Annotated in this window: 16 protein-coding genes and 1 pseudogene; 9 read left to right on the top strand and 8 right to left on the bottom strand. The window is 68.3% G+C overall.

Features of this window, described 5'->3' with window-relative positions:
• Together R5W23_RS26260 and R5W23_RS26255 are read right to left on the bottom strand one after the other, a co-directional pair.
• Window positions 1-771, bottom strand: a pseudogene (locus R5W23_RS26260) (hypothetical protein); the annotation flags it as partial.
• Window positions 744-6,071, bottom strand: coding sequence for an Ig-like domain-containing protein (locus R5W23_RS26255; RefSeq protein ID WP_320688924.1), 5,328 nt, complete (start codon window positions 6,069-6,071; stop codon window positions 744-746). The pseudogene R5W23_RS26260 and the gene R5W23_RS26255, both read right to left, overlap by 28 nt.
• A 377-nt stretch (window positions 6,072-6,448) precedes the next feature.
• Here R5W23_RS26255 and R5W23_RS26250 point away from each other — a divergent pair, with 377 nt between their 5' ends.
• Window positions 6,449-7,669, top strand: coding sequence for a DNA-methyltransferase (locus R5W23_RS26250; RefSeq protein ID WP_407936164.1), 1,221 nt, complete (start codon window positions 6,449-6,451; stop codon window positions 7,667-7,669).
• Window positions 7,669-8,412, top strand: coding sequence for a NotI family restriction endonuclease (locus R5W23_RS26245; protein WP_326522219.1), 744 nt, complete (start codon window positions 7,669-7,671; stop codon window positions 8,410-8,412). Before R5W23_RS26250 ends, R5W23_RS26245 begins: the two co-directional genes overlap by 1 nt.
• Window positions 8,413-8,686: 274 nt before the next feature.
• Here the strand turns inward: R5W23_RS26245 and R5W23_RS26240 are convergent, their stop codons facing one another.
• Window positions 8,687-9,007 (bottom strand): hypothetical protein, encoded by a 321-nt coding sequence (locus R5W23_RS26240; RefSeq protein ID WP_320688922.1) that lies wholly within the window; start codon window positions 9,005-9,007, stop codon window positions 8,687-8,689.
• Between the two features lie 660 nt (window positions 9,008-9,667).
• Between R5W23_RS26240 and R5W23_RS26235 the strand changes: the two genes are divergently transcribed.
• Window positions 9,668-11,296, top strand: a complete 1,629-nt coding sequence (locus tag R5W23_RS26235) for an ArnT family glycosyltransferase (RefSeq protein ID WP_320688921.1) — start codon at window positions 9,668-9,670, stop codon at window positions 11,294-11,296.
• A 75-nt stretch (window positions 11,297-11,371) separates the two neighbouring features.
• Here the strand turns inward: R5W23_RS26235 and R5W23_RS26230 are convergent, their stop codons facing one another.
• The gene (locus R5W23_RS26230) at window positions 11,372-12,406 is read right to left on the bottom strand and encodes a type II secretion system F family protein (protein ID WP_320688920.1); all 1,035 of its coding nucleotides are present in this window, start codon (window positions 12,404-12,406) and stop codon (window positions 11,372-11,374) included.
• Window positions 12,407-12,493: 87 nt separating this feature from the next.
• Between R5W23_RS26230 and R5W23_RS26225 the strand changes: the two genes are divergently transcribed.
• The 3 genes from R5W23_RS26225 to R5W23_RS26215 all read left to right on the top strand — a co-directional run bounded on the left by R5W23_RS26225 (window position 12,494) and on the right by R5W23_RS26215 (window position 15,016).
• Window positions 12,494-12,874, top strand: a complete 381-nt coding sequence (locus R5W23_RS26225; RefSeq protein WP_320688919.1) for a DUF309 domain-containing protein — start codon at window positions 12,494-12,496, stop codon at window positions 12,872-12,874.
• A gap of 83 nt (window positions 12,875-12,957) precedes the next feature.
• Window positions 12,958-14,130: an enolase C-terminal domain-like protein gene (locus R5W23_RS26220; protein ID WP_320688918.1), complete on the top strand. Its 1,173-nt coding sequence runs from the start codon at window positions 12,958-12,960 to the stop codon at window positions 14,128-14,130.
• A 43-nt stretch (window positions 14,131-14,173) separates the two neighbouring features.
• A complete protein-coding gene (locus tag R5W23_RS26215) occupies window positions 14,174-15,016 on the top strand; it encodes an alpha/beta fold hydrolase (protein ID WP_320688917.1) in 843 nt (280 codons plus the stop codon).
• 8 nt (window positions 15,017-15,024) lie between these two features.
• Here R5W23_RS26215 and R5W23_RS26210 read toward each other — a convergent pair whose 3' ends face one another.
• From R5W23_RS26210 to R5W23_RS26200, 3 genes are all read right to left on the bottom strand, one after another.
• A complete protein-coding gene (locus R5W23_RS26210; RefSeq protein ID WP_320688916.1) occupies window positions 15,025-15,201 on the bottom strand; it encodes a hypothetical protein in 177 nt (58 codons plus the stop codon).
• 225 nt (window positions 15,202-15,426) lie between these two features.
• Window positions 15,427-16,092, bottom strand: a complete 666-nt coding sequence (locus R5W23_RS26205) for a 3-keto-disaccharide hydrolase (RefSeq protein WP_320688915.1) — start codon at window positions 16,090-16,092, stop codon at window positions 15,427-15,429.
• Between the two features lie 15 nt (window positions 16,093-16,107).
• On the bottom strand, window positions 16,108-17,490 hold the full coding sequence (locus tag R5W23_RS26200; protein ID WP_320688914.1) for a DUF1501 domain-containing protein: 1,383 nt from the start codon (window positions 17,488-17,490) through the stop codon (window positions 16,108-16,110).
• A 72-nt stretch (window positions 17,491-17,562) separates the two neighbouring features.
• Between R5W23_RS26200 and R5W23_RS26195 the strand changes: the two genes are divergently transcribed.
• From R5W23_RS26195 to R5W23_RS26185, 3 genes are all read left to right on the top strand, one after another.
• Complete coding sequence (locus R5W23_RS26195) at window positions 17,563-18,408, top strand: prephenate dehydrogenase (protein WP_320688913.1); 846 nt, start codon at window positions 17,563-17,565, stop codon at window positions 18,406-18,408.
• Window positions 18,392-21,277: a phosphoribosylformylglycinamidine synthase subunit PurL gene (purL, locus tag R5W23_RS26190; RefSeq protein WP_320688912.1), complete on the top strand. Its 2,886-nt coding sequence runs from the start codon at window positions 18,392-18,394 to the stop codon at window positions 21,275-21,277. Before R5W23_RS26195 ends, purL begins: the two co-directional genes overlap by 17 nt.
• Window positions 21,278-21,412: 135 nt before the next feature.
• Window positions 21,413-23,998: a DUF4159 domain-containing protein gene (locus tag R5W23_RS26185; RefSeq protein WP_320688911.1), complete on the top strand. Its 2,586-nt coding sequence runs from the start codon at window positions 21,413-21,415 to the stop codon at window positions 23,996-23,998.
• A 44-nt stretch (window positions 23,999-24,042) separates the two neighbouring features.
• Here R5W23_RS26185 and solA read toward each other — a convergent pair whose 3' ends face one another.
• The gene (gene solA, locus R5W23_RS26180) at window positions 24,043-25,188 is read right to left on the bottom strand and encodes an N-methyl-L-tryptophan oxidase (RefSeq protein WP_320688910.1); all 1,146 of its coding nucleotides are present in this window, start codon (window positions 25,186-25,188) and stop codon (window positions 24,043-24,045) included.
• Window positions 25,189-25,191 lie beyond the last annotated feature (3 nt).

Raw genomic sequence — 25,191 nt, 5'->3', positions numbered from 1 at the left:
TGGATACTGGTCCAGGGCGTCGTAGCTGTACACCTCACCGAACGCGGTGTTGATGAGGTTGTCGCGGTACGTGCGGTTCCCGGCCGCGTCGTACCCGTACTGGAACCGGTCCGTCGCGGTGCCAGTTGTTGGGTTCAGCCACCGCTGGTCCACGACGCGGCCGAACCGGTCCAGGCCGGTATACTGATCGCCCGCGTCGCCCACGCTCTCGGCGGCCAGTTTCACGTAGCTCAGGTCCACGTTCGGCTGCGGGTGCGCCCGGACCACCACCGCGTCCAGCCCCAGGAACGAGTAGCTCTCCAGCGTGCCGGTCGAATCGCTCAGCGACGACAGCCGGCTGATACCGTCGTTTATCCCCGACGCGTAGTTGTACGTCAACACATATCCGGACGGGTACGTGATCGACGTGAGCCGCGAGTGGTTCGCGCCGCTCGCCATTTCCGAGTAGCCGTACTGCACCTTCGGGGTGGTCAAGGTGTTCACCGCGCCCGCATGCGCCTGCCATTCAGTCACTAGCTGTCCGAGCCCGTTGAAAGCCCGTTGCACCTGGTTGACGACGGAACCGCCCGAGGCCGCGTCGTAGCTGGTGATGAGGTACGCGTTCCCCTGGCTATCATACGCCGTCTCGATCCGCCGCACGGCCCCGTTGACGCCGCTGCCGAGGGTCGTCACCGCGTCGCTCACGACCCGCCCGAGCACATCGTAGGTGAGCGTGTGAACGCTCCCATTGCGGTCCGTCGCCGTCAGCGTTTGCCCCTTGATTTCGGCCACCCACGCCTTTTTCCACGCCGGCTCCCATTGCGGTCCGTCGCCGTCAGCGTTTGCCCCAGCGCGTTGACCGTGTTGACCTCCTGCTCGGACGCGCTCGCGGCTCCGGTGCTCGGGTTCGGCCAGCGGGTCACGCCCACCGCGTCGAACGAGTCCACCGCGCTGCCGGTGCCCTGACTCACCCCGTACAGGTACTGCGTGGTCTGGCCCCCGCCGCCCGTCACGTAGGCGGTCAGCGACGTCATCCCGGCCCCGTTATACGTGTACCCCACGGCCTTATCATCCGCGTCGCTCACCACCCCGTTGACGAAGTTCTGGACGGTGCGGACAGTGCGCCCGAGCGCGTCAGCGTAGGTGCGGCTCACCCGCCCCGCCGTGTCGGTCGCCTCGGCCGCCAAGCCGGCATCCCCACCCGCATTAACGACGGTTACGGACATGGTCGGGTTGCCGCCCGTCGCCACCAGCGCCGGCTGGTACTTGCTGCCGAGTGTTCCGGTGAACCGCACCTCCCACCCGTATCCGCCCGGCGCAGCTGTCACCGCCACGTTTCCGGTGCCGATCGAGGACAACGCCTCCAGCGCCGACTGCACCGCTGCCGCGGACGCGTTCCACGCCAGCGAACTCGTGGTCTGACCGCCGAACGTGAGGGTGAACGCCCCCCCCACGTTGGCCCCGGTGAGTTGCACCCACTGCACCGCGTCGGTCGCGTACCGGGTCTGCGTCACCAACACGGTGGCGGTGCCCGTCGGCACGCTCCCGGGCCGGGTCCACGCGGTCCCGCCGTTGGTGCCGACGTCCACCGATGCCGTTCGTCGGTCGCCCAGATCGTAGTAGTACCCGGCATAGCTCACCCGCGCCCCGATCCCGCCCGCCGGCGAACCCAAAACGCCGGTCCCGCTCGCGTCGTGGAACCGCTCCCGGCTGGTCACCGTCAGCACGTTCCCGCTCGCGTCGTACCCGTACTCCACCTGCGTCAGGACCGTGTCACCGGTCACGTCGTCGGCGTCCGCATACCCGCTGTCACCGCCCCCGTCCGTCGTGTAACTCACCGTGACTCGACCCGCACCGTCATACGTCGATTTCTGCACCAGCCCGCCCGGCGACACCGTCTTGAGCACCCGCCCGCGGGCATCGTACCAGGTGAGTGAATACAGCGTGTTGGAGCCCACCGTGCCCGTGCTCGGGTCCACCGCGTAGGTGTCGGTGCGGTACGCCCGCCCCAGCTCGTCGTAGCTGGTTGTGGACTGCGCCCGCAGCAGGCTCGCACTCAGCGGCTGCGGCACCCCGGCCGTGATGATCGGCGTCACCCCGTCGGCGTCGTACACCCGGGTCTTGGTCACCTGTCTGAGGTTGTCGTAATCGGTGTAGGTGAGCGGCCGGTTCACGCTCGTGGACTCGCTCGTCTCCACGCCCTGCTTCACCGCCACCGCCCGGCCCCGCCAGTCGAACCAGGTCTGCGTCACCCGGGCCGCCGCGCCGCCGCCCGGGTACTCGGTCACCGTGGTCAGGTTGCCGTCCCCGACCCCGCCCCCGTCGTACTCGTACGCCCGCACCTTCACCATGTTGGTGCCGGCCAGGTTACTCGTACTCCAGAACCCGGTGGTCGGGGTGTCGTCGGTGCCCACCCACACGCTCACCGCCCGGCCTAGCGCGTCGTACTCGGTGCGGGTGATGGTGCCCGCCGCGCTCACCGTCTTGTTCGACTGCCCCGTCTTCCCGTACCCGGTCTGGGTGCGGTAGAAGTTCACTCCCTCGGTGCCCAGCGGCCCGGTCGCGTATGTCAGCCCGCTCAGGTTGAAGTAGGAGTCGGTGTGGGTCGCCTGGCCGACCGCGTTCACGTACGTGCGGGACAGCGACTGCACCTGGGAGATGGCCTCCGCCCCGGTCGGCCGCCCGCCGCTCACCGCCGGCGCCGCACTCATCGTCAGGGTCTCGGTGTACCCACGTGCCGCGTCCGAACGGGTCACCGTTGTCGATCCGGTCGGGCGGTTCGTGGTCGCATCCCAGCCGCTATACGATCGCACCTCGTGCGCGTCGTCGTCGTACATCGTGTAGTCCACCCGCCCGTTCGGGGCCGTCACTTTCGTCGTGCGCCCGAGCGCGTCGACCTCGGAGCTGGTCGTCAGGTGCAGCCCACCGCCCGACGGTGTGGCCCACCCGCTCGGCAGGTTCGCGAACGTCCCGGTCTGGGTCGTGTCCACGTCCGTGATGGTCTTCACCACCGCCCCGGTCGCCGCGTCGTACGCGGTGTACGTCAGGAACCCGGCCTGGTCCTTCTGCCACACCGGGCGGCCGAACGTGTCGTTCACCGTCGTGACCGTGGTGGCGCTGTTGGACCCGTTCTGCGCCGTGGTCACGGTCGGCAGCGTGACCGTGGTCGAAGCGATGTCGTTGGTCCCGGACCGGAACGTGTAGCTGTAGCTCGTCGTCTGCCCGCCGGTCCCGTTGTCGTTCCGGTACACCGTCTCCGACGCCAGATGGAAGAAGTCCAGCCCTCCCACCGTGTTCATGATGTACGCGAGCGTCTGCTGCGGCACCGCGGTCCCGGTCTCGCCCTGTTGGATCGCCGACTGCTTCAGGTACCCAATCGCGTCGCCCGCGGCCGAGGTGGTCGCGGTGGTGATGCTCCCGTACGTGTACACCGTCACCAGCCCGGCCGTGTCGCTCAGGTACGTCGCGTTCCCGCCGCTGTACCCGACCAGGTCCGCGTACCCCTCGCTGTACCCGGTCACCGCGCTCGGGGCCGCCGTCAGCGCCACCTGCCCGTCGGCCGTGTACCGGGTGTAGCTCACCCACGTGCGCCCGCCCGCCCCGGGCTCCGTCACCGCCGTCAGCAGCGTCTGCCCGCTGGTGTTCGCGTACCGCTTGGTCACCGTCCCGTCGTCCCGGGTCTCGGTCACCACCGTCCGCCACTCGTTCACCCCGTAGCTGCCCGCCGAGCGCGAGTCGTAGGACAGCGTGTACGTGCCCAGCCCGCCGTCGCACGCGCTGCACCCGGCCCCCGCCGTCACCACCTTGGTGACCCGCCCGCTCGCGTCGTACTCGAAGTAGTTGTCCGCGTACGCCGCCACCTGCGCGTCGGTCAGCGCGTCCAGCGCGGTGGCCGGGTACGCCTGCTGGAGCCGGGCCACCGCGTCGGCGCCCAGGTGGAACTTCAGCGCCCCGGCGTACCCGGTAGCCGCGCCGCTCGCGTAGTACCGGGTGTACGTCTCGCCCAGGACCGCCCCGGCCCCGTCCTTGTCCACCGTGCCCACCAGCGCCGGGCCGCTCGCCCCGGCCGGCGTCGCGTAGCTCAGCTCGGTGGACCGGACGGTCGTGAACGACCCGCCCGCCGGCTTCCGCTCGCGGGTCACCGTGGCCACCTGCCCGGCCCCGTTGTACGTGTACGCGAGCCGCTCCGTCTCCCCGCTGGCGGCGTCCACCTTCTGCAGCCCCTGGGGCCGCCCGGCCGCGTCGTACCCAGTCACGGTGACCGCGTTCCCGGCCGCATCGGCCCGCGACTTGAGCCGCCCGCGCAGTTCTGCCGCGACCGACGTGGACAGGTCGTAGAACACCTGCGTGCTGCCGTCCACGGCGGTGAGCGTGTACTCGTGGTTGACGGCGTCCAGTTTCAACTGGATCGTGCTCCCGAACCCGGTCGTGTACCCGCCCCCGGACGCGGCGTCGAAGCTGACCCGCGAGTTGGCCGAGGTGATCACCGCCACGTCGCCCGTGGCCGTGTCGGTGGACACCAGCCGGGTCCAGTCGCCGACCTGGGTGCCGCCGCCCGCCGTCCCCTCGGCGTACCCGAGCGCGTTGCTCCACGTCACCCCGCTGCTCATCCCCGGCCCGAACCCGTCCCCGCCCACGCTCGCCAGCACCACCCGCACCGCGCCCGTGTCCTCCACCCCCGACTCGGTCTTCGTCACCCCGCCGTTGTTCGCCGCACCTCGCGCCTCGGTGAGCCCCTCGTCCACGCAGTCGGCAGCGCCCCCGTCAGCCCGGTTCGGGTCGGAAATCGCAACACCGCCGCTTCCTCCGGATCCGCCGCTTCCGCCGCTGCCACCCGAACTGCCGCCGCTGACGTTAACGGAGACGGTGGCCGTGGCCGTGTGCCCGTGCCCGTCGGCGATCGTGTACGTGAAGCTGTCGGGGCCGGCGTATCCCGCGCTCGAGGTGTAGTTGATCACGCTCCCGCTGACCGCCGCCGTGCCGTGGGAGGGCGTGCCGACGGACGTGATGTAGATCGTGTCCAGGTCCGGGTCGGAGTCGTTGCTCATGACCGCAATCGCGGCCAGCGTGCCCGACCCGACCGTGACGAAATCGTCCACCGCACCCGGAGGCGAGTTGCCCCCGCTCCCGCCGGAGCCGCCCGACCCGCCGCTCACGTCCTCCGGGTCGTTGCTGGCCCCCATGTACAGGCCGCCCGTGTACCCGGCTCCGAACGGCGTGTACCCGGTCATCGGGGCCGCCAGCTCCGCGCCCGTGGCCCCGTCGAACACCTTGACCTGACCCGGTACCCCGGCCCCGGTGGCCGCCACCACGTCCGCCACCCCGTCGTCGCTCACATACGCCACCGCCACCCGCACCCCGGCCGTCATCTCGGTCCCAAACGGGCTGAAGTCCGACACCACGGCCCCGCTCACCCCGTCGAATACCCGGACCCGGGACCCGGTCCCCGGCCCGGTCCCCACCACCAGGTCCGCTCGACCATCACCCGTGACGTCACCCGCCAGGAGGTCCGCACCGACTTCGACGCCACTCGTGAGCGCCGGGTCGAACGCGTAGAAGCTGCCCAGCGGCCCCGCGATCGGCTGCCCGGTGGCCAGGTCGAACACCTTGACGTGCGGCCCGGCGCCCGGGCCGGCGCCCACCACCAGCTCGGCCTTCCCGTCCCCGGTGAAGTCCGCCGCCGCCACCGTGGCCCCGCCCGCGAACGCCGGCGCGAACGCGTAGAACGAGGCCAGCTCCCCGCCGGTCCGGCCGCTGAACACCTTCACGTGCGGCCCGGCCCCCGGTCCGGCCGCGGTGACCACGTCCGCCCACCCGTCCCCGTCCACGTCCACGCTCGCCACGAACACCCCGCCGGTGAACCCGGCGTCGTACGCGTAGAAGCTCCCGAGCGGCCCGCTGAGCACGTCCCCCGTGCGGCCGTCGTACACCTTCACGTGCGGCCCGCCACCGGGGCCGGCCGCGGCGATCAGGTCCGGCATCCCGTCGTGGTTCACGTCTCCGGCCGCCACCCGCACCCCGCCCGTGAACCCGGCGTCGAACGGCTGCCGCTCGAACGCCAGCTCCCCGGTCTCCCCGTCGTACGCCCGCACCAGGGGCGGGGCGCCGGTGGCCCCGCCGACGGGAAGCCGAAGGCGAGTACAGTCGCAAGCACCGCAGGCACGAAGGCCACAGGCGGTAAGCACCCCCGCGCCGAATCCTCCTCTGGCTCTAGTGGCTCCCCCAGACCGCCGCCTCTGTCGCGTTCCGTATGCGGGGGATGACCAGCGAACCCCCGCATACGAAACACTCCGACGGCGACGGTGGAAATCTCCCCCGCAGTTCCCCTCATTTTCCGCAGCCCGAAACGCCGATACTCCGTAAGTTCGCGCCTCGCGCCAACTTACGTCAGGCGCAAACCGAGCTGCCGCAAGGCTTTGCAACTGGTAGAATAGGTGCAGGTCTCGCGTCCCGGCAGGGCAACTCGATCATGGGCATCGCAAACGGCGTTCTTCACAAGAAACCCTCCGTGGTCGATTACCTCCAGTCCGAGGAGCGGACCCCGCTGTTCCTTTCGGGCGATTCCCTCGCCGCGTTCAGAGAGTTTCCCGCCGCCTCGGTCGATTTTGCGATGACATCCCCACCCTACTGGGGGCAGCGGGCATACGCCGGGGGCGGGATCGGCCTTGAGCCGACGTATCAGGAGTACATCCAGAACCTGCTGGCCGTCACCGCCGAAGTGCAGCGGGTCTTAAAGCCTACCGGCTCGTTCTGGCTAAACATCGGCGACGCCTACGACAAGAAGTGCCAGCTCGCCATACCCTGGCGGATTGCCATCGCGATGACCGATGTGCAGGGCTGGATTCTGCGAAACGACATCGTGTGGAACAAGGTCAAGGGCGGGATGGACAACGCCAAAGACAAATTCCGCAACGTCCACGAGCCGCTGTTTCATTTTACCAAGAGCGGCAAATACTACTACGACGCTGACGCGATCCGCAAGCCGCCGGGGCAGTCGAAGGTGGTGAACGGTTCCGTCGTCTCGGCGACCGGCGTTTCAGGCGTCCGGTACCGGCGGCAGATCGAGCTATCTACGGCGCTCACCGACGCCGAAAAGCGGACGGCGTTCGCCGCCTTGGAGGGCATCCTGGGTGACGTGCGGGAAGGACGGCTGGCCGACTTCCGGATGATCATCCGCGGGCAACAGCGCACGACCCATTCCGATTCGGAGCAGGTGTCCGGCCGGGCCAGGGAGATGCGCGAGAAGGGCTTTTACTTCCTCAAATACCACCCGAACGGGGCGAAGCTAGGGGATGTGTGGGACATCCTGCCGGAGGACACGCAAAAACGGAAGGCCCACTTCGCCCCGTATCCCGAAGACCTTTGCAAGATGCCGACCCTCTGCTCGTGCCCGGAGAGGGGGGTGGTGCTTGACCCGTTCTGCGGAACCGGCACAACGAACCTTGTGGCATTCCGGCTGGGCCGCCGCTCGGTCGGCATCGACGTGTCGGACGAGTACCTCCGGCTCGCCCGCGAAAGGCAGCCGCGGCTGAGGTTTCACCAACCAAGGTCGCCGAGCTGTACGGCCTCCCCACCTTCCTCCCCGCGGACTGGGCGGGCGCGGTCCAGGCGAAGCAGTGCCCCTACCTGCACGCGGACTGCTGGAAGTTTCGCAAGAGCGACAAGTCGATCAAGATCGGCACGTGCGTGATGATCCACGATCAGCCGCCCAAGCTGATGATCATCTGCACCTCCAGGTTCCTCCAAGACCGGACCGCCTTCCGCGACTGCCTGCCGCTCCTTACCGGGCACCGTGCCGGGAACGAGGTCCGCATCGTCTCGGAGGTGAACATACCCGGCGGGCGGGTGGACTACTTCCTGGTCTCGGTCCGCGACGGCGTGATTGAGGACTTTGTGGGCATCGAGTTCCAGGGGCTCGATACGAACGGCAGCGTATGGCCCGAGCGGCAGCGGTTCCTGCACCAGTGCGGCGTCCCTGTGCCCCCGGCTGACATCGCCACGCGCGGCTCTTTCGGCATGAACTGGAAGATGAGCGCGAAGACGATTCTCGGCCAGCTCCACCACAAGGTGGCGACGTTCGACCACCTCGGCAAGCGGTTCGTCCTGGTGCTCCAGGACCACCTGCTGGACTACCTCCGCGGGGAATACGCCTTCGACCACATCACCGGGCACAACCCGGCGGACCCGATGCAGTTCCACGTGTACGAGATGGTGAAGGCGCCCACCGGATACCAGATCCGCATCAAGCAGCGGTTCTCGACGGACGTTGCCGGGACGGCGCGCTGCCTCGCCCTCAAGGCGAGCATGGAGGTGGCGATGCCGGACATGCTGCGGGCGATCGCGCGAAAGATGCCCCAGAGCACCAGCCTGTCCGACACCGCCCCCCTCCCGGTGCCCGAGGCCCCCGAGGCGGAGGAGGAAAACGAGAGCTGAGCGGGGCACGGAAGGGCACGGTATTCCGTGCCAAGGGTGCCATCTGAGGTGGCGGGACCGGGTGCTGGGCTGTAAACTGTGTGATGTGTGCTATCCGTAAGCCATTGGGCGGCCTGCTCTTACGCATACCGCCTCATCGAGCCACTGATTCGGGACCAAGAGGTCGTAGGTTCAAATCCTATCAGCCCGACTCTTCTCAAAGGAAGCCCTTCGACCTGTTGGTCGAAGGGCTTCCTGCATTTCGGGCGTAGTGTTGCGCCGTCGAGTGTCAGGTTCAGACCGATAATTTCCAGCAACCGACGCTTGGCGTCGAAATCAGCCAATCCCATTTGACGACAACGTTTTGAGAGAGTTCAAACGCCTTCACTGCAAGATTGGCGTTTTCATGCCGGTCCCGTGTGCGGACTGCGATTTCGAGCGCCGATCTTGACTCACGCTTCCGAAGCGCCCGGTCTTTTCTGGCGAACTGTTCGCCTTCAACTTCCTTGAGCAAAGGTGAGTAGGCGAGGCAGAGCGTTGCGGATGGCGGCGAGGATTTGCGTGCCGGGGCGGATGCGAGCCGCATCCGCCCCGAACGTGACACCGCGAACGCCATGCAGGTTGTTCTCGATGGACCCGTGTGTGCGGCTCAGAGACACAGGCGCGCGGTACCGGCCTCGAGCGGGTTCAGGCTCGTGATCCCGTAAGACGTTTCTTCTTCGACGTGCCCGTCAGGGACCCGGCGCACCCGGTGGATCTGGGACACTTGAGCGATCCCGGGCCACGCCTACGGGTACCTGGACGGCGCCGGGGTGGTTCGCATGGGGGCGCGTCTCGATCCGACCGTGCCCCTTATCGGTGCTCGTGGCCGTGTCCTGCTCAGCCGCCCATCAGACCTGTTGGTAGGGGGAAAGGCGGCCGATTCGCCGAACCGGCATGCGATGTCGTGATGAACTGTGGGCGGGTTATTCTTGACCGCGAACAGGTACGGGCTTGCCAATCCCAATCCGGGATGGGAAGTTCAGTCATGACGGTTCTTCAGGCGGTAACTGTTGTGCGGGTAAAGGGTTCGGGCGAACACCGCTACGCGACCCCACGGACCTGGAACACACCCGTGGCGAAAGCCATCCGAACTCGGTGGTTGCGGAAGGACTCGGCCGGCAAATGTGGCGTCGTGTGCGCACGCCCCTGTGTTGTCGAGCCGCACCCCGCGCACCCCGGATTGACCGCCGCCGCACTTCTGTGCAATAACGCCACAACTTCCGGAGGCGGGCGCATGGACGGGGCCGAAAAGGGCGTGGTCGGGTGGTGCCGGTATTTGTTCACGGGACTTCTGTTCCCAGGCACCGCGGACACGGACACGCGCGTGCGGCTGCTCCCGTTCCTGCTCGTGCTGCTGCTGCCCGCGGCGCTGCTGTACCCCACCCGCGGGTTCCACCTGCTCGAACCCGACGAGGGGCGGTACGCGCAGATCCCCAAGGAAATGCTGGAGCGGGGCTCGTGGGTGGTGCCGACGCTCCAGGGCGAAGCGTACCTCGACAAGCCGCCGCTGATGTACTGGCTGGTGGCCCTCAGCTACCGCGCGTTCGGCACGACGCCGGAAGCGGCGCGACTCGTGCCCGCACTGTGCGTTCACCTCACCATTCTGGCGGTGTACCTGCTCGGGCGGCGTAGCATCGGCGCGCGCGGCGCGTGCTGGGCGGCCCTCCTGCTCTCCGTGGCGCCGGGGTTCGTGAGCGTGGCCCGGCTGCTGTTGCTCGACGGTCTGCTCGTCCTGTGCGTCACCACGTCGGTGCTGTGCGGGTTCGAGGCCGTTCGCACCGGCACCCTCAAGCGGGGCTGGTGGCTGCTGGCGGCGGTCGCGTCCGGGCTCGGGTTCCTGACGAAGGGGCCGATTTCGGAAGTGCTGCTGTTCGTACCGCTCTGGGCGTTCGGGTTCCTGGCACGCGGTTCCTCGCCACCTGCCATCGGCCGTGAGGGAGAAGGGACGCGAGGCCCGGCCCGGGTCGCGTGGTACTGGTACCTGGTGTTCTTCGGCGTGGTGTTCGCCGTGAACCTGCCGTGGTACGTGGCCATTTACTTGCGCGAGCCGCAGTTCCTGAAGTACTTCTTCTGGGAACACAACGTGATGCGGTTCCTCCAGCCGTTCGACCACCTGCAACCGATCTGGTACTACGCGCCCATTCTCATCGGCGGGTTGCTACCGGGGACGATTCTGCTTGTCGCGTACCTGTGGAACCTGTTGCGGTCTGCACCCCGAGACGGTGCGAGCCGGTCGCTCGCGGGCGGGTTCTGGCTGCTGACCGGCGCGTGGTGCGTGTTCTTCTTCAGTTGCTCGGGGAGCAAGCTGCCTACCTACGTCCTCCCGGCTTACCCGTTCTTGTGTCTGGCTCTCGGCGAGTACGTCGCCCGGACGAGGTGGAACGTGCAGTTCCGCACCCGGGCGCTGATCGGGGGCATGGCGGCGTTTCTGCTGTTCGTTCACCACGTCGGTGTGCCGTGGTACGCGAAGGAGCGATCGCCGTTCGGCAACCCGGAACTCGTCGGGCGGTTCGTGGCGGACCACGACGTGGCGGTGGTGTGCTTCCCGCGGAACTGCGACTCGCTCGCGTTCTATCACGACCGGTCCGACATGCGAAACGTGCGGACCAAGAGCGTCAACCAACTCCTGGTGGACTGCCACCACCGGCCGCGGACGGTGATCCTGTTCACCCACAGTGATTCCTTCACGGGGTTCAAGAGCACGCTGCCGCCGAGCCTGGAGATCGTCGAATCCGCTACCCTCAAGCGCAAAGTGAAGGCCTCGCTACTCGATAAGCTGACGGGCTCGACCCCTTGGGGGCTGTGCGACATGGCCGTAGTTGTGCCGAAGTACCACGTCCCGCCGAAGGACGGGGCCGAGTGAAAAGAGCGGTGGTGGTCCGGTGCCGAGCCGCCGTAGTCGCACGCTCGGCCTCCGGCCCTCTTCAACCGGACTCGGTCACATCCCGCCCAGGGCTTCGCTGTACACCCCGGAGATCGCGGTGGCGATGCGGAAGATGAAGAAGATAATCATCAGCGCGACCATGCCGTAGATCATGTACCCGGTCATCTGGGCAGCGCCCTTCATTTTGCGGTCCGCGTCCTCGCGGAGGTGTTCCGCCAACCGGTCCATCACTTCCGACGTGTTACCCGTTTCCTCCCCGGTCATCAGCGCGCCAATGAAGTCTTGCGGGAACGGGGCGCGCGACGCCTCGAGCGCCTCCACCAGTTCGCTCCCGCGTTTCACGACCGCAACGGCCCGCGGCTCGCCCTGCTGGAACCGGGTGTTGCACGTCGCCCGGAAGCAGTAGTGCAGTGTCTTTTCGGCCCGCAGTCCGGCCTCGGCACACATCCGCAGGGACACGGCGAACCGAAGCAGCGCGAACGCCAGCAGGGCCGGCCCCCACCCGGGGACGTTCAAGAACAGCCCTTCGAGCCGCGCCCGGAACTGGAGGTTTTCCGTGGCGATCTTCAGCACCGCGAGGATCGATCCCGCGAACGCCACCGCGCACCCCAGGAACGCCAGCGCGCCGGTGGTCCCGGTGAGCCCGAGCCCGGTCGGGTCCATTTTGCTGCCGAGCATCCCGAGGATGAAAATGAGGGCCGTGACGATGCCCACGGCGGCCACGTAATTGATAACCGGGTAAGCCATCTGCGCACGGAACCGGCGCTGCGTGGTGAGCGCCGCCGCAAAATACTGTTCGAGCTCCTGAAACGTGTCATCGAGCCGCCCCGTCTGTTCGCCCACGGCGACCAGTTCCACGAACAGCGGCGGGAACTTGGCCCGGTGAGGCTCGAGGGCGTCTTCGAGCGACGAGCCCTTGGCGAGCTTCTTGGCCAGGTCGCCCGCCAGGGCGCGGAGGGGGCGCGGCCCGGACTTCGCTTGCTGCTTGAAGATCTTGAGCGGGTCCAGCCCCGCGCTGAGGCTGAACCGGAGCGCCCGGCACCACTCCACGAGGGCCGGAAGCGGGCACTTGGAAGACGAAAACAGCATGGCTGTGGCGTCGCGGGGGAAGCGGATATCGTAGAAGACGTTGCACGACGGGTTCGATCTCGCGCACCGCTCCTTTCGGTATACCCGATGGCCGACGGCACCGACACCGCCGATTCGCCCGATCCGCGGTTCCTGGCGGGCGTTGATCTGTTCAACCGGGGCGCGTTCTTCGACGCGCACGAGGTGTGGGAGGAACTCTGGCGCGACTGCCCGGCCCCGGACCGGCGGTTCTACCAAGCGCTGATTCAAGCCGCCGTGGCGCTGCACCACTTCGGGCGCGGCAACCACACCGGTGCGGCCCGACTGTACCGTTCGGGCCGGCGGTACATGGAACCGTACCGCCCGGCGCACCGGGGGATCGTCATCGATCCGTTCTGGGAGGCGATGGCGGGGCACTTGGCGGTCGCGCTGGGGCACGTCGGCGCCCCGGCCGCGGCGCCGCCCGAGATCTCCCTGCGCCCGGTGTAACCCGCGCCGCGGCAGCTACAACAAAGACGACCGGCACGGGCGCACCCGCCGGGAACCGCCTTCTTCATGAACCAGAAGCCCGCATGCGTGTTGTTGAACTCGAAGCCCGGCACGTGCGCGTCGCGTTGCGGCGTAAGGTGACGCACGCGAGCCACGTTCGCACCGACACCGACAACGTGGTCGTTCGCTGCAAGCTCAGCGACGGCAGCACTGGTTACGGCGAAGGCGTCCCGCGCGACTACGTGACCGGCGAGACGCTGGGCTCTGCGCTCGAACTGCTGACGCGCTCCGACCTCGCGAAGCAACTCGACGCCGACGTGGACGATTTCGTCCAGGCCGTCCACCTCGCGGAGAAACTCGCGCTGGCAACGGTTCCAGGCGACGAGCGCGGGATCGGGGGCAACGCCGCCCGGTGCGCGGTGGAACTGGCGGTGCTCGACGCCTTCGGCCGGGCGTTCGGCGAACCGCTCACGAGGGTCACGGAGCTGGTCGCGCCGGAACTGTACCGGTTCCGCGACCGGGTGCAGTACAGCGGCGTCATCGGGAACCCGCGGGGCTGGAAGAAGCGCCTGTACCCCCTTGTGTACCGGCTCGCCGGGTTCTCGCAGGTGAAGGTGAAGGTCGGGATCGAGGGGCAAGACGACGTCAAGCGGCTCAAGCTCATGCGCCGCTGGCTCGGGCGCAAGATCGACGTGCGCATCGACGCGAACGAGGCCTGGGCGCCGGCCGAGGTGGCCGCTCGAATCCAGGAACTCGAACCGTTCGGCATCACCAGCGTCGAACAGCCGGTCCGGCACGAGGACGTGGCCTGTCTCGCGGAGGTCCGGAAGCAGGTCGCCACGCCGGTCATGCTGGACGAGTCGCTGTGCGGTCCGGTCGATGCGGAGCGGGCGGTGCGGGGCGGGTGGTGCGACCTGTTCAACCTGCGGCTGTCGAAGTGCGGCGGGTTCATTCCGTCTCTGCGGCTCGCCCAGTTCGCGACGCGGCACAACCTTGGGTACCAGCTCGGGTGTCAGGTCGGCGAAACGGCCATTCTGAGCGCCGCAGGCCGGCACTTCGCGACCAGTGTTGCGAACCTCCGTTACACCGAAGGGAGCTACGACCGGCACCTAGTCTGGGAGGCGCTGGGCGCCGAAGACCTGACGTTCCGGCGCAACGGCTCGGCGCCCGCTCTCGTGGGTAGCGGGCTGGGCTTCCAGGTCGATCCGGCCCGGCTCGACCGTGCTACCCAGCGCAAGGAGTCGCTCCTTGGCTGACCACGCCCAACCGCTCTCCTCGGCCGATCACGGGCCTGGGGGGATGTCGCTTTCAAGTTTGGGGCTGTTCACCGCCTCGGACGGGTACCGGTTCTATTACCGCCGGTATCCGGCCGTCGGCGAACCGCGGGCGCGCGTTGTGGTCGTTCACGGGATTCGCAGCCACGGCGGGTGGTATGCGCGCTCGTGCGCCGAGCTGGCCGGCGCCGGGTTGGACGTGTACTTCCTCGACCGCCGCGGTTCTGGTCTGAATACCGCGCACCGGGGCGACGCGCCCAACTTCCGGCGCCTGATCGATGATGTCGCGGAATTCGTACAGGGGCTCCGCGCCGAACGCGCCTGGCTGCCGGTGTTCGTGTGCGGGATTTCGTGGGGCGGAAAGCTCACGGTCGGGCTGCCGTACCGCAAGCCGAACCTCGTCGATGGTCTGATTTTGCTCTGCCCGGGTCTCGTTCCGAAGGTCGCGCCGCCGCTGCCCCAACGGGCGCGGATTGCCGTGGCGCGGTTGTTCCGGCCGTGGAAGTTCTTCCCGATCCCGCTCAACGAGCCGGAACTGTTTACCGCTTCTGAGTCGTGGCGCCGGTACATCGATACCGAACCGCACGGGCTACGCGCGGCCACGTCGCGGTTCCTGTTCAGCAGCTTCTCGCTGGACATCTATCTGCGTCGGGCCGCGAAGCGGGTGGCGGTCCCCACTCTCTTGCTGCTCGCGGAGCACGATCGCGTCATCGACAACGCGCCGACCGCCGCGTTCGTCGGCCGGTTCCCGGGGCCGACGGAAGTCAAAACCTACCCGGGGGCACATCACACGCTCGAGTTCGAGCGCGAAGACCACCCGTGGTTGTCCGACGCGCGGGCGTGGATCGACGCCCGGCTCTCGCGCTGATCGCGGGCTCAACCGACGACGGCTAAGACCACGAACGCGATCACCAGCACGATCCCGGCGACCAGCAGGATGAGCGGGAGTTTCGAGGGCCGCTGCCGGGCGGCCTCGCGGGCGTGCTCCTGCATCTCGTGCTTGTGCCTCTTGCGGGCCTCTTCGTGGTGCCGCTTCTTCGCGCTTTGGTCCATGACCGAACCTCGGAGAGATACGTTGCGCCGGCTGGTAACTCGGCGGCGTGAAGGCGTTCGTGAAGTGTACCGCGCCCGCCGAGCGGTTGTCGAGGGATTGCCTTCCTGGCTTCCTGGAGCGCGGCCTCCGGCCCGCTTTGCGACTCGTCCGGAGCGACTTGGCGGAACTTTACGGCACGAAGCCGCTCGCAAGCCAAGCGGGCCGGAGGCCCGCGCTCCAGGGAGCTACTTCAAGCTCTTGATGACGATGTCCTTGAAGTGGACCTCCACGCCCTCCGACTGGAGGGCGATGCGGCCCTTCTTCAGGTTCCCGTTCTTCCCCTCGTTCACCTTCACCCCGTTGACGGTGAACGTGATGTCCCCGCCCGAGCAGGTCAGCTCGCACTCGTTCCATTCGCCCAGCTTCTTCTCAACATCGGAGGGCGTTTCCAGCCGCAGGAACCGGCGCTCAACTTTCGGGTCATGGCGCCGCTTGTCCACGTCGAGTTTCACGGCCGGCGGGGTGTTGAGGAAGAGGTCGCCGGCGTGCCCGGTGAGGAGCTGCGCCTCGATCGACGTGGGCCAGTACTTCTCGTCCTGCACGTGGAGCAGCACGCCGGTGTTCCCGCCCTTGCCCTCCAGGAACCGCCACTTCAGCTTCAGGACGTAATCGCCGTACTCGCCCTTCGTGACCATGCAGCCGTTCGGCTTCCCGGTGCAGCGGACGGCGCCGTCAACGACGCTCCAGGTGCCTTTCGGGTCGGCCTTCTTGCCGTCCTTGTCGGGCTTCACGATGAACGTCCAGCCGTCCAGCGTCTTGCCGTCGAAGAGTGGGGCGAAGCCGTCCTTGTCGGCCGCGGGGCCGACGGCGAGGAACGCGGTGAACACTGCGAGTGTGGAGAGCCAGCGCATGAGGGGGTCCGTGTGTTAGCCGAACAGCCGGCTGATCGGGTGACCGGTGACGGCCCGGTACGGGCGGTCGTTCGCGTCGGTGTAGTGCGCGTCGGGGGGAACGCCGAGGGCGTGGAACATCGTGGCCGCCAGATCGCCCGGGGCGGTCGGGTCGCTTTGCGGGTACGCCGCGATCCGGTCCGACTTCCCGACCAGCGCGCCCGGCGTGACGCCCGCTCCGGCGAGTAGGACCGAGTAGCACGCGCCCCAGTGCTTGCGCCCCGGCGACGACCCCGCAAAGTTCTTTTCCCGCGCCACCCGCGGCGCCCGGCCGAACTCGCCCATCACCACCACGAGCGTTGTGTCGAGCAGGCCGCGGGCGCGCAGGTCTTCGAGGAACGTGGACACGCTGGCATCGAACCGGGGGAGCAGGTGGGTTCGCAGCGAATCGAAGATGTCGTTGTGGGTGTCCCACCCGTATGCGTCGGTGTCGTCGGGGTGGTCGTCTTGGCCGCGGATGCCGTGGTTGAAGAACACCGTGACCCACGGGACGCCGGCTTCCACCAGCCGCCGGGCCATCAGGCACGCTTGCCCCGACCGGTGCCGGCCGTAGCGGTCGCGCAGCTTCTCGGGCTCGCGGTCGAGGTCGAGCGCGGCCCGGACCTGCGGCGCGTTCACTAACTCGAACGCCTTTCGGGCGAGCGGGTCCGCGCGCGTCCCCGGGTCCAAGCGGGCGAGCAGGTCGTGCCGCGCCTGGAGCCGCTCGGCGGGCACGTCGGCCGGCAAATTTAGCGACTCGACGAGCCGGTCGGTGTCGGTCACGTTGCCGAGTTCCGCGGGCTCGTACCCGCGGCCCAGGAACCCGCCGTACTGCCCGGGGGCGACCTCGATCGGGGCCAATAGTGGACCGTTGACGTGAACCGCCGTGTGCGGGAACGCGACCGCCGGGCGCAGGCGCTTGACCACCGCCCCGAGGGCCGGGAAGTCGGTGGGGCGGGGCGGCGGGTTCGAGGACTTGCGCGGGTAAAACTGTCCGGTGAGCGCGAGGTAGCACGCCGACCCGTGGTCGAGGTCGTCGTGGGTCATCGAGCGCACGATCGCGTACCGATCAGCCAGCGCGGCCATGCGCGGCAGGTGCTCGCACACCCGCAGTTCCGGGTTCGCGGTCTGGATGCTGCGGAAGGTCCCGCGCACCTCTTCGGGCGCGTGCGGCTTCGGGTCCCAGGTGTCGAGCTGGCTCTGCCCGCCACTCGTAAAGACCACCACCACCGATTTCGCGCGACCGAAGCCGGCCGCCGGCCCCGCCGGCTTCGCCCCGGCCGGCGGGGCCGAAAATCCCAGCGCCGCCGGGACGCCGATACGGAGCCAGTCGCGCCGCGACAGCGTGAACGGGCCGGGTGAGTGGGGTGCGCGGGGCATCCCTCCGTTATCCCGTACCGCCCCCGGGCGCCGCAAGCGGTTTCTTGCGGCCCGCGTTCTTATAATTTCGGAATGCTGTTCGACCAGATCACGATTGTCGGCGTGGGGCTGATCGGCGGGTCGGTCGGGCTGGCCGCGAAGGCCCGCGGCGTGGCCGGGCGCGTGGTCGGCGTGGACCGCGACCCCGACTGCATCGCCCGGGCCGCCGGGGTCGGCGCCATCGACACCGGAACCACCGACCTTGCCGCCGGCGTCGCGGGCGCGCAGCTCGTGGTCGTCTGTACGCCGGTCGATCGGATCGCCGATGCCATTGTCGCGGCCGCGCGGCACGTCCGGCCGGGCACATATTTCACCGACGGCGGCAGCACGAAGGGCAACATCGTCGCGGCGGTGCAGGGGCGCCTGCCGGCGGGCGTCGAGTACGTCGCGGCGCACCCGCTGGCGGGGTCCGAGAAGGGCGGGGCCGAGAACGGCCGCGCGGACCTGTTCGTCAACCGCGTCACGGTGCTGATCGTCGGCGCGCTGGGGGCGGACTGGGGCCGCACCGTGACCGTGGGCCGGTTCTGGGAGGCGCTCGGCTCGCGGGTCGTGCTGATGAACGCCGAGGAGCACGACCGCACGGTCGCGTCCACCAGCCACTTGCCCCACGCGGTGGCGTCCGGGGTCGCGGCGGTCACCCCGAAGGAGTGGCTGAAGCTGACCGCCGGCGGGTTCCGCGACGTGACCCGGATCGCCGCCGGCGACCCGGACCTGTGGGCCGCCATCTTCGAGGCCAACCGCGACGCTACGCTCGCGGCGCTGACGCAATTCACCGACCGGATGACCGAATTCCGCACGCTGCTCGAATCCCGCGACCGGGCGGGGCTCGTGCGGTGGCTGACCGAAGGAAAGCAGGTACGCGATGCTCTGGGAACTTGAGATTCGTCCGCTCGGCCTGGACCGCGAGCGCGAGCGGGTGTGCGACGAGTTCGACCTGCTCACGCACAGCGAGCGCGGCGGCGACCTGGTGACCGCCAGCGCCCGCGGGTTCCTGGTCGAAGGCGAGCTCACCGACGAGCACCGCGCGCGGCTCCTGAACGAGGTGCTCCTCGACCCGCTCGTGGAGAGCGGCGAGTTCGCCCCGGTCGGCACCCGCGCCGCCCACGCCTACACGGTGCTCCTCAAGCCGGGGGTGATGGAACCGGTCGCGCAAACGGTGCTCGAGGCGGTCCGGATGCTCGGCATCCCCGTCACCGCGGTGCGCACGTTCCGCCGGTACTTCGGCCCGCCGGAGCTGCCGTCGCTCGACCGCGACGTGCTGTTCCGCAAGGTCCTGGCGAACGACGCGATCGAGCAGATCGTGGTCGGGCCGGTCCAGGCCGCCCACCTCGCGCTGGGCAAGCCGTACCAGTTCAAGCTGCTGACGGTGCCGCTCCGCGACCTGGACGACGCGGGCCTCGTGAAGCTGAGCAAGGACAACACGCTCGCGCTCTCGCTGGAGGAGATGCAGGTCGTCCAGTCGCACTTCCGCGAGCTGGGTCGCGAGCCGACTGATGCGGAACTCGAAACGATCGCGCAGACGTGGTCCGAGCACTGCTCCCACAAGACGCTGAAGGGGACGATCCACTTCACCGATCACGCCACCGGGCAGAGCCGCACCTATAAGAACCTGCTCAAAGAGACGGTGTTCGGGGCGACGCAAACCATCCGCGCCAAGCTGGGCGAGGACGACTGGTGCGTCAGCGTGTTCGCCGACAACGCCGGCGTGGTGAAGTTCGACGAGAACTTCCACATCGCGATCAAGGTGGAGACGCACAACCACCCGTCGGCGATCGAGCCCTACGGCGGCGCCAACACCGGGCTCGGCGGGGTGATCCGCGACCTCCTCGGCACCGGTCTGGGTGCGAAGCCCGTGTGCAACACGGATGTCTTCTGCTTCGCGCCGCCGGACTTCGAGCCGAACCAGCTCCCGGTGGGCGTGCTGCACCCGCGCCGCGTGATGCAGGGCGTGGTCGCGGGCGTGCGCGACTACGGCAACCGGATGGGCATCCCCACCGTGAACGGGGCCATCCTGTTCGACGACCGCTACCTCGCGAATCCGCTTGTGTTCTGCGGCACCGTCGGCACGATCCCCACGGATAAAGCGTTCAAGAAGGTGCTCCCCGGCGACCTGATCGTCGCCGTCGGCGGGCGCACCGGCCGTGACGGCATCCACGGCGCCACCTTCTCTAGCCTGGAGCTCACGCACGAGTCGGAAACGGTCAGCGGCGGCGCGGTGCAGATCGGCAACGCGATCACGGAAAAGAAGGTGCAGGACGTGATCCTGCAGGCCCGCGACCTCGACCTGTTCACCGCGATCACCGACTGCGGGGCCGGCGGGTTCTCCTCGGCGGTCGGCGAGATGGGTGCGGAACTGGGCGCGACGGTGCAGCTCGAAAACGCCCCGCTGAAATATGACGGGCTCAGCTACACCGAGATCTGGATCTCGGAGTCGCAGGAGCGAATGGTGCTGTCGGTGCCGGCCGCGAAGTGGCCCGCGCTCAAGGCGCTGTGCGCGTCCGAGGACGTGGAGGCGGCCGTCCTGGGCACCTTCGAGGCCAGCGGCCGGTTGAAGCTCACCTACCAGAACAACGTCGTCGCCGACCTCGACATGCACTTCCTGCACGAGGGGCGGCCGACGGTCGTGAAGAGCGCCGAGTGGGACCCGCCGATGTTCGCGATGGGCGCACCGGCCGCGGTGCTGGAACCGAAGCCCGCGCAGGACGTGCTCGTGTCCATCCTGTCGCACTTCTCGGTCTGCTCGAAGGAGTGGGTGATCCGGCAGTACGACCACGAGGTGCAGGGTGGGAGCGTCATCAAGCCGCTCGTGGGCGTGCTGAACGACGGCCCGTCGGACGCGTCGGTCGTGATGCCGGTGCTCGGCACCTGGACCGGCGCCGCGGTGGGCTGCGGGATCAACCCGCGGTTCGCGGACCTCGACCCCTACGCCGCCGCCGGGTGCGCGATCGACGAGGCGGTGCGGAACGTGGTCGCGGTCGGGGCCGACCCGCAGCGTGTCGCGATCCTGGACAACTTCTGCTGGGGCAACATCCACGACCCGAAGGTGCTCGGCGCGCTGGTCCGCACCGCCGAGGCGTGCCGCGACGTGGCCGTCGCTTACGGGACGCCGTTCATCAGCGGGAAAGACAGCCTCAACAACACCTACAAGGGCAAGAACGACGAGCGACTGAACATCCCCCACACGCTGCTCGTAACGGCACTGGGGCGCGTGGACGACGTGCGCCGGTGCGTGACGATGGACATCAAGGAAGCGGGCAACGCGCTGTACCTGGTGGGGGCGACGAAGAACGAGCTGGGCGGGTCGCACTTCGAACTGGTCACCGGCCGCACCGGCGGGGCGGTGCCGACGGTCGATGTCGTTCAGGCGCCGAAGCTGTTCCTGGCGGTCCACGCCGCGATCGGTCAGGGGCTGGTGCGGGCGTGCCACGACCTCAGCGAGGGCGGGTTCGCGGTCGCGGTGGCCGAGATGTGCTTCGCGGGCGGGATCGGGGCCGATGTCACGTCGCTGCCGGGTGACCTGCCGGACGAGGCCAAGCTGTTCAGCGAATCGCCGACGCGGTTCGTCGTCGAGGTGAAGCCGGAGCACGCGGCGGCGTTCGAGCACTGTTTCGCGGGTTTGCCGGTCGCGCGGGTGGGGGCCACCGTTTCCGAGCCGCGGCTGCGCATCGCCGGCGCCAACGCCGAGTGGCTCGTCTGGGTTAAACTGGCGACCCTCAAGGAGGCGTGGCAGAAACCGCTCCGCTGGTGAGGGGTATAATGGCGGACGAATTTGTTCTGCCCTCGGTGAGAGGGGCGGCGCGCCGACGCGACCGGGGCTCGTACCCGGAACGCGGTTTTCGCCGCCCGGAGGGAAGGGCAACACACGCCCGCGGAGGATCGCGAGATGACCCGTTCGCTGCTGGTTGCCGCCCTCGCACTGTGTGCCGGCGTGGGGCTGGTTCCCGCGCCGCCGGTGGCGGCGCAACCGGCCCCCGCGCCCGGCGGCGGCGACGGTGAACTCGTCAACAAGGTCAAGGACGCCATCGATCGTGGGGTCGCGTACCTCCGAAAGAACCAAGCCAAGGACGGGAGCTGGGAAGGGGGCTTCTTCCTCAAGACGCTCGCGGACATGGACGGCGGCCCGACCGCCCTCGCGGTGCTGGCGCTGCTCAACTCCGGCGTGCCGGTCGACGACCCGGCCGTAAAAGGCGGCATCGAATACCTGCGGAAGCGGACCCCGCGCAAAACCTACGCGGTCGCGCTCCAGACGATGGCGCTGTCCGAGGCCCAGCTCCTCTCGCGCGACAAGAAAGACCAGTCGAAGCTCAACGCGAACGCCGAGTGGCTCGCGCGGATCGCGATCCGCACCGGGGGCAAGCTCCAGGGCTGGAGCTACCCGTCGCGGCCCGAATCCGCCGTGGGCGACATCCCCGACAACTCGAACACCCAGTACGCGCTGCTGGGGCTGTACGCCGCGAAGGTCGCGGGCGTCAAAATCGAGGACTCGCTCTGGAAGGAGATCCAGGACTTCTACACCCGCACGCAGAAGCCCGACCAGAGCAACCAAAAGGCCGGCTTCTGGGTGTACAGCAGCCTGGACCAGAACAAGCCGAGCTTCACCATGAGCGTGGGCGGCGCGTGCGGCCTCATCATCGCGAACCTGGGCCTCGACAAGAGCGAGCAGCAGTTGAACCCGGACACCGGGGTGGCCGCGCGGTGCGGGGCCTACTCCGACAACGACGCGCTCGCCAAGGGGATGAACTACATCGGGACCAACTTCGCGTTCGATCAGGGCATGTCGTACTTCTACAACTATTACGGCATCGAGCGGCTGGGGCGCCTGTCCGGGCAGCGGTTCATCGGGCGGATGGACTGGTACCGCGAGGGGTGCGTGCGGCTGCTCCGGCTCCAGCAGCCCGACGGCGCGTTCGTGTACACCTCCAACACCTCGGGGCTCGACAAGCCGTACCCGGTCGTCACCACGGCGTTCGCGCTCCTCTACCTCTCGAAGGGCCGCACGCCGGTGCTCGTCAGCAAGTTCGCGTGGGGCAACTTCGTTCGCGGCGAGGTGGGCAAGAGCGACCAGGCGATCCTCACCGAGCGCGACCCGGGCGGCAACGCCACCGGCACGCCGAACTGGAACCGCAAGCACAACGACTGCCGTAACGTCGTCGAGTTCGCGCAGCGCGAGATCTTCGAGGGCGCGCCGCTGTCGTGGCAGGTGTACGACATGCGCCTGCAGAACCTGACCTCGCAGGACCGGATCGACTCCGAGGTGGGGCTGCTGCTCCAGTCGCCGCTGGTGTACCTGAACGGGCACGGGCCGATGCCGTTCGTCACCCGCTCGACCGACCCGGCCCTCCACGTCGCCGAGCAGATCCTCAAGCGGTACGTGGAAGAGGGCGGGTTCCTGTTCGCGGAGGCGTGCTGCGGTGACCGGGACTTCGCGTCCTCGTTCGAGAGCCTCGTGGACCGCATCTTCCCGGGCAGCCAGTTGAAGAAGGTGCCGCCGGACCACGCCATCTGGCAGATGTTCCCCGGCGTCTCGCCGGAGGACTTCCCGGACCTGATGTACCTCGACCGCGGGTGCCGCACGGTGGCGGTGTTCAGCCCGAGCCCGCTGGCGGGGTACTGGGAGGAGCGGCGGTTCATCCCCGCGGACGGCCGTGACCCGAAGAACCGGGGCGAAAAGGCGTTCTGCCTGTCGCGGAACGTGATCGCGTACGCCACCGGCATGGAACTCCCGAAGCCGAAGCTCACCAAGACCACGATCGTCACGCCGGACAAGGGCATCGCGCGGAGCAAGTTCCGGGCGCTGCAACTGAAGTACGTCAGCGACGCGAGCGTCCAGCAGCCGCCGGCGTCGGACGCGCTGCGGAACCTGATGTCCTACCTGGGGCAGAACGCGAAGCTGGACGTGGCGCTGACGAGCGAGGTGCTCCAGCCGTCGGACCCGAAGCTGACGCGGTACAAGTTCATGTACCTGCACGGGCGGAAGCCGATCCAGTTCACGCCCGACGAGGCGGACAACGTCAAGGTGAACCTCCAGACCGGCGGGCTGCTGCTGGTGGACGCCGCGTGCAACGACATCAAGCAGTGGCGGGCGTTCGATAAGTCGTTCCGCGATTCGATGGCCAAAATGTTCCCGGACCAGAAGCTCACGACCATTCCGTTCGCGAACGAGCCGCTGTTCGATTTGGCGAAGCAATCGGGTCTGAACCTGGGGAGCGTGAAGTGCCGCCGCGAGAACGCGGAGGGCACGGGCGCCGAGCGGGAGCTGCGCAACTACCCGGTGCTGCTCGAGGGCATCAAGATTGACGAGCAGATCGTGGACGGGAAGAAGGTGGGCGGCCGGTGGGCAGTGATTTACAGCAAGTACGACATCGGCTGCGCGATCGAGGGGCACAAGTCCGCGGAGTGCCTCGGGCACGACAAGGAGAGCGCGCTCCGCATCGCCAGCGCGATCGCGCTGTACTCGCTGCGGCGGTAGAATGCGTGGCGGTTGGGAAGAGTGTCACGTACCGCCGGCTCCCGTCATTGGCGGGCCGGTTCCGCAAAGCGTCCGGCGCGGAACAAGGTGATGTCGTGTTTCGTGGCGCCGGTCTGTGCGAGATCGGCGAGCACTTCGCCGACCGCGCTGGCGAACTTGAACCCGTGCCCCGAGAATCCGCACGCGACGACCACTTGCGGGGAGCCAGGGTGCGTGTCGATCACAAAGTGCCGGTCCGGTGTGACCGTGTACATGCACACCTGCCCCTTCCTCAGCGCGCCGAGTCCCGGTAAGAACTCGTCGATCAGCGGGCGTAGTGCCAACACGTCTGCGTCGGCCAGGTTCCAGTCCACGCCGTCCGGGTTGGGGAGTTCGGGCGCCCCGTAGTGCCGGGCCACCTTGAGCCCGTTCGGGTCGATTGCAGGGAGGCCGTAAAACGGCGCGCCGGGAACGTCCGCGATGAAGAGCGGAAACGTGTCGCGCCGGAAGAGGTGCCCTCGCGAGCCGATGTCGAACCACAAAAGTGTCTGACGCATAACGCGCAGAGGAACCCCGATGTCCGCGAGCAGTTTGGTAGCCCACGCGCCCGCCGTTACGATCAGCTTCGCCGCATGGTAAGTGCCCCGGTCCGTCGTCACTTCAATGCCGCTGCCGATGACGTTCCACGCACGAACGGGCTCTTCGGCGCGGATATGGGCACCGCGTTCCACGGCCATGTCGAGGTGAGCGCGCACGCACTCCTCGACGTACAGGAAGCCCGCGGCCCGTTCGACCACGCCACGGTACTCGGCCGGGAACCGGAACGCCGGGTAGCGGCGGTTAATCTCGGTGCCGCTTAGCTCCTCGGCGGCGAGGTTGTGCGTTCGCACGGAGGCGCGCACGCCCTCAACGTGTTCGCTCCCCGGCGGGCCGGCGTTCAGGCACTCGCACTCCGTCAGCAGGTGCCGCCCCGTGAGTTGCTCCAGTTCGTACCACCGCTCGAACGCCCGCCGCGCGAGCGGCACGTAGGCCGGGTGCTCGGCGTAGGCGGTGCGGATGATGCGCGTGTGCCCGTGCGAACTGCCGCGGTCGTGGACAAGCGCGAACTGCTCCAACTCGAGCACCTTGAGCCCGCGCCGGGCCAACTCGAAGCACGCGGCCGATCCCATGCCGCCGGCACCGAGCACGATCACGTCGAACGATTGCGACACGGG

The sequence above is a fragment of the Gemmata algarum genome, assembly GCF_034097035.1.
Taxonomy (GTDB): Bacteria; Planctomycetota; Planctomycetia; order Gemmatales; family Gemmataceae; genus Gemmata; species Gemmata algarum.
Note: the sequence above shows the minus strand (reverse complement) of the source record. Positions and strands in the feature narration are given on the sequence as shown.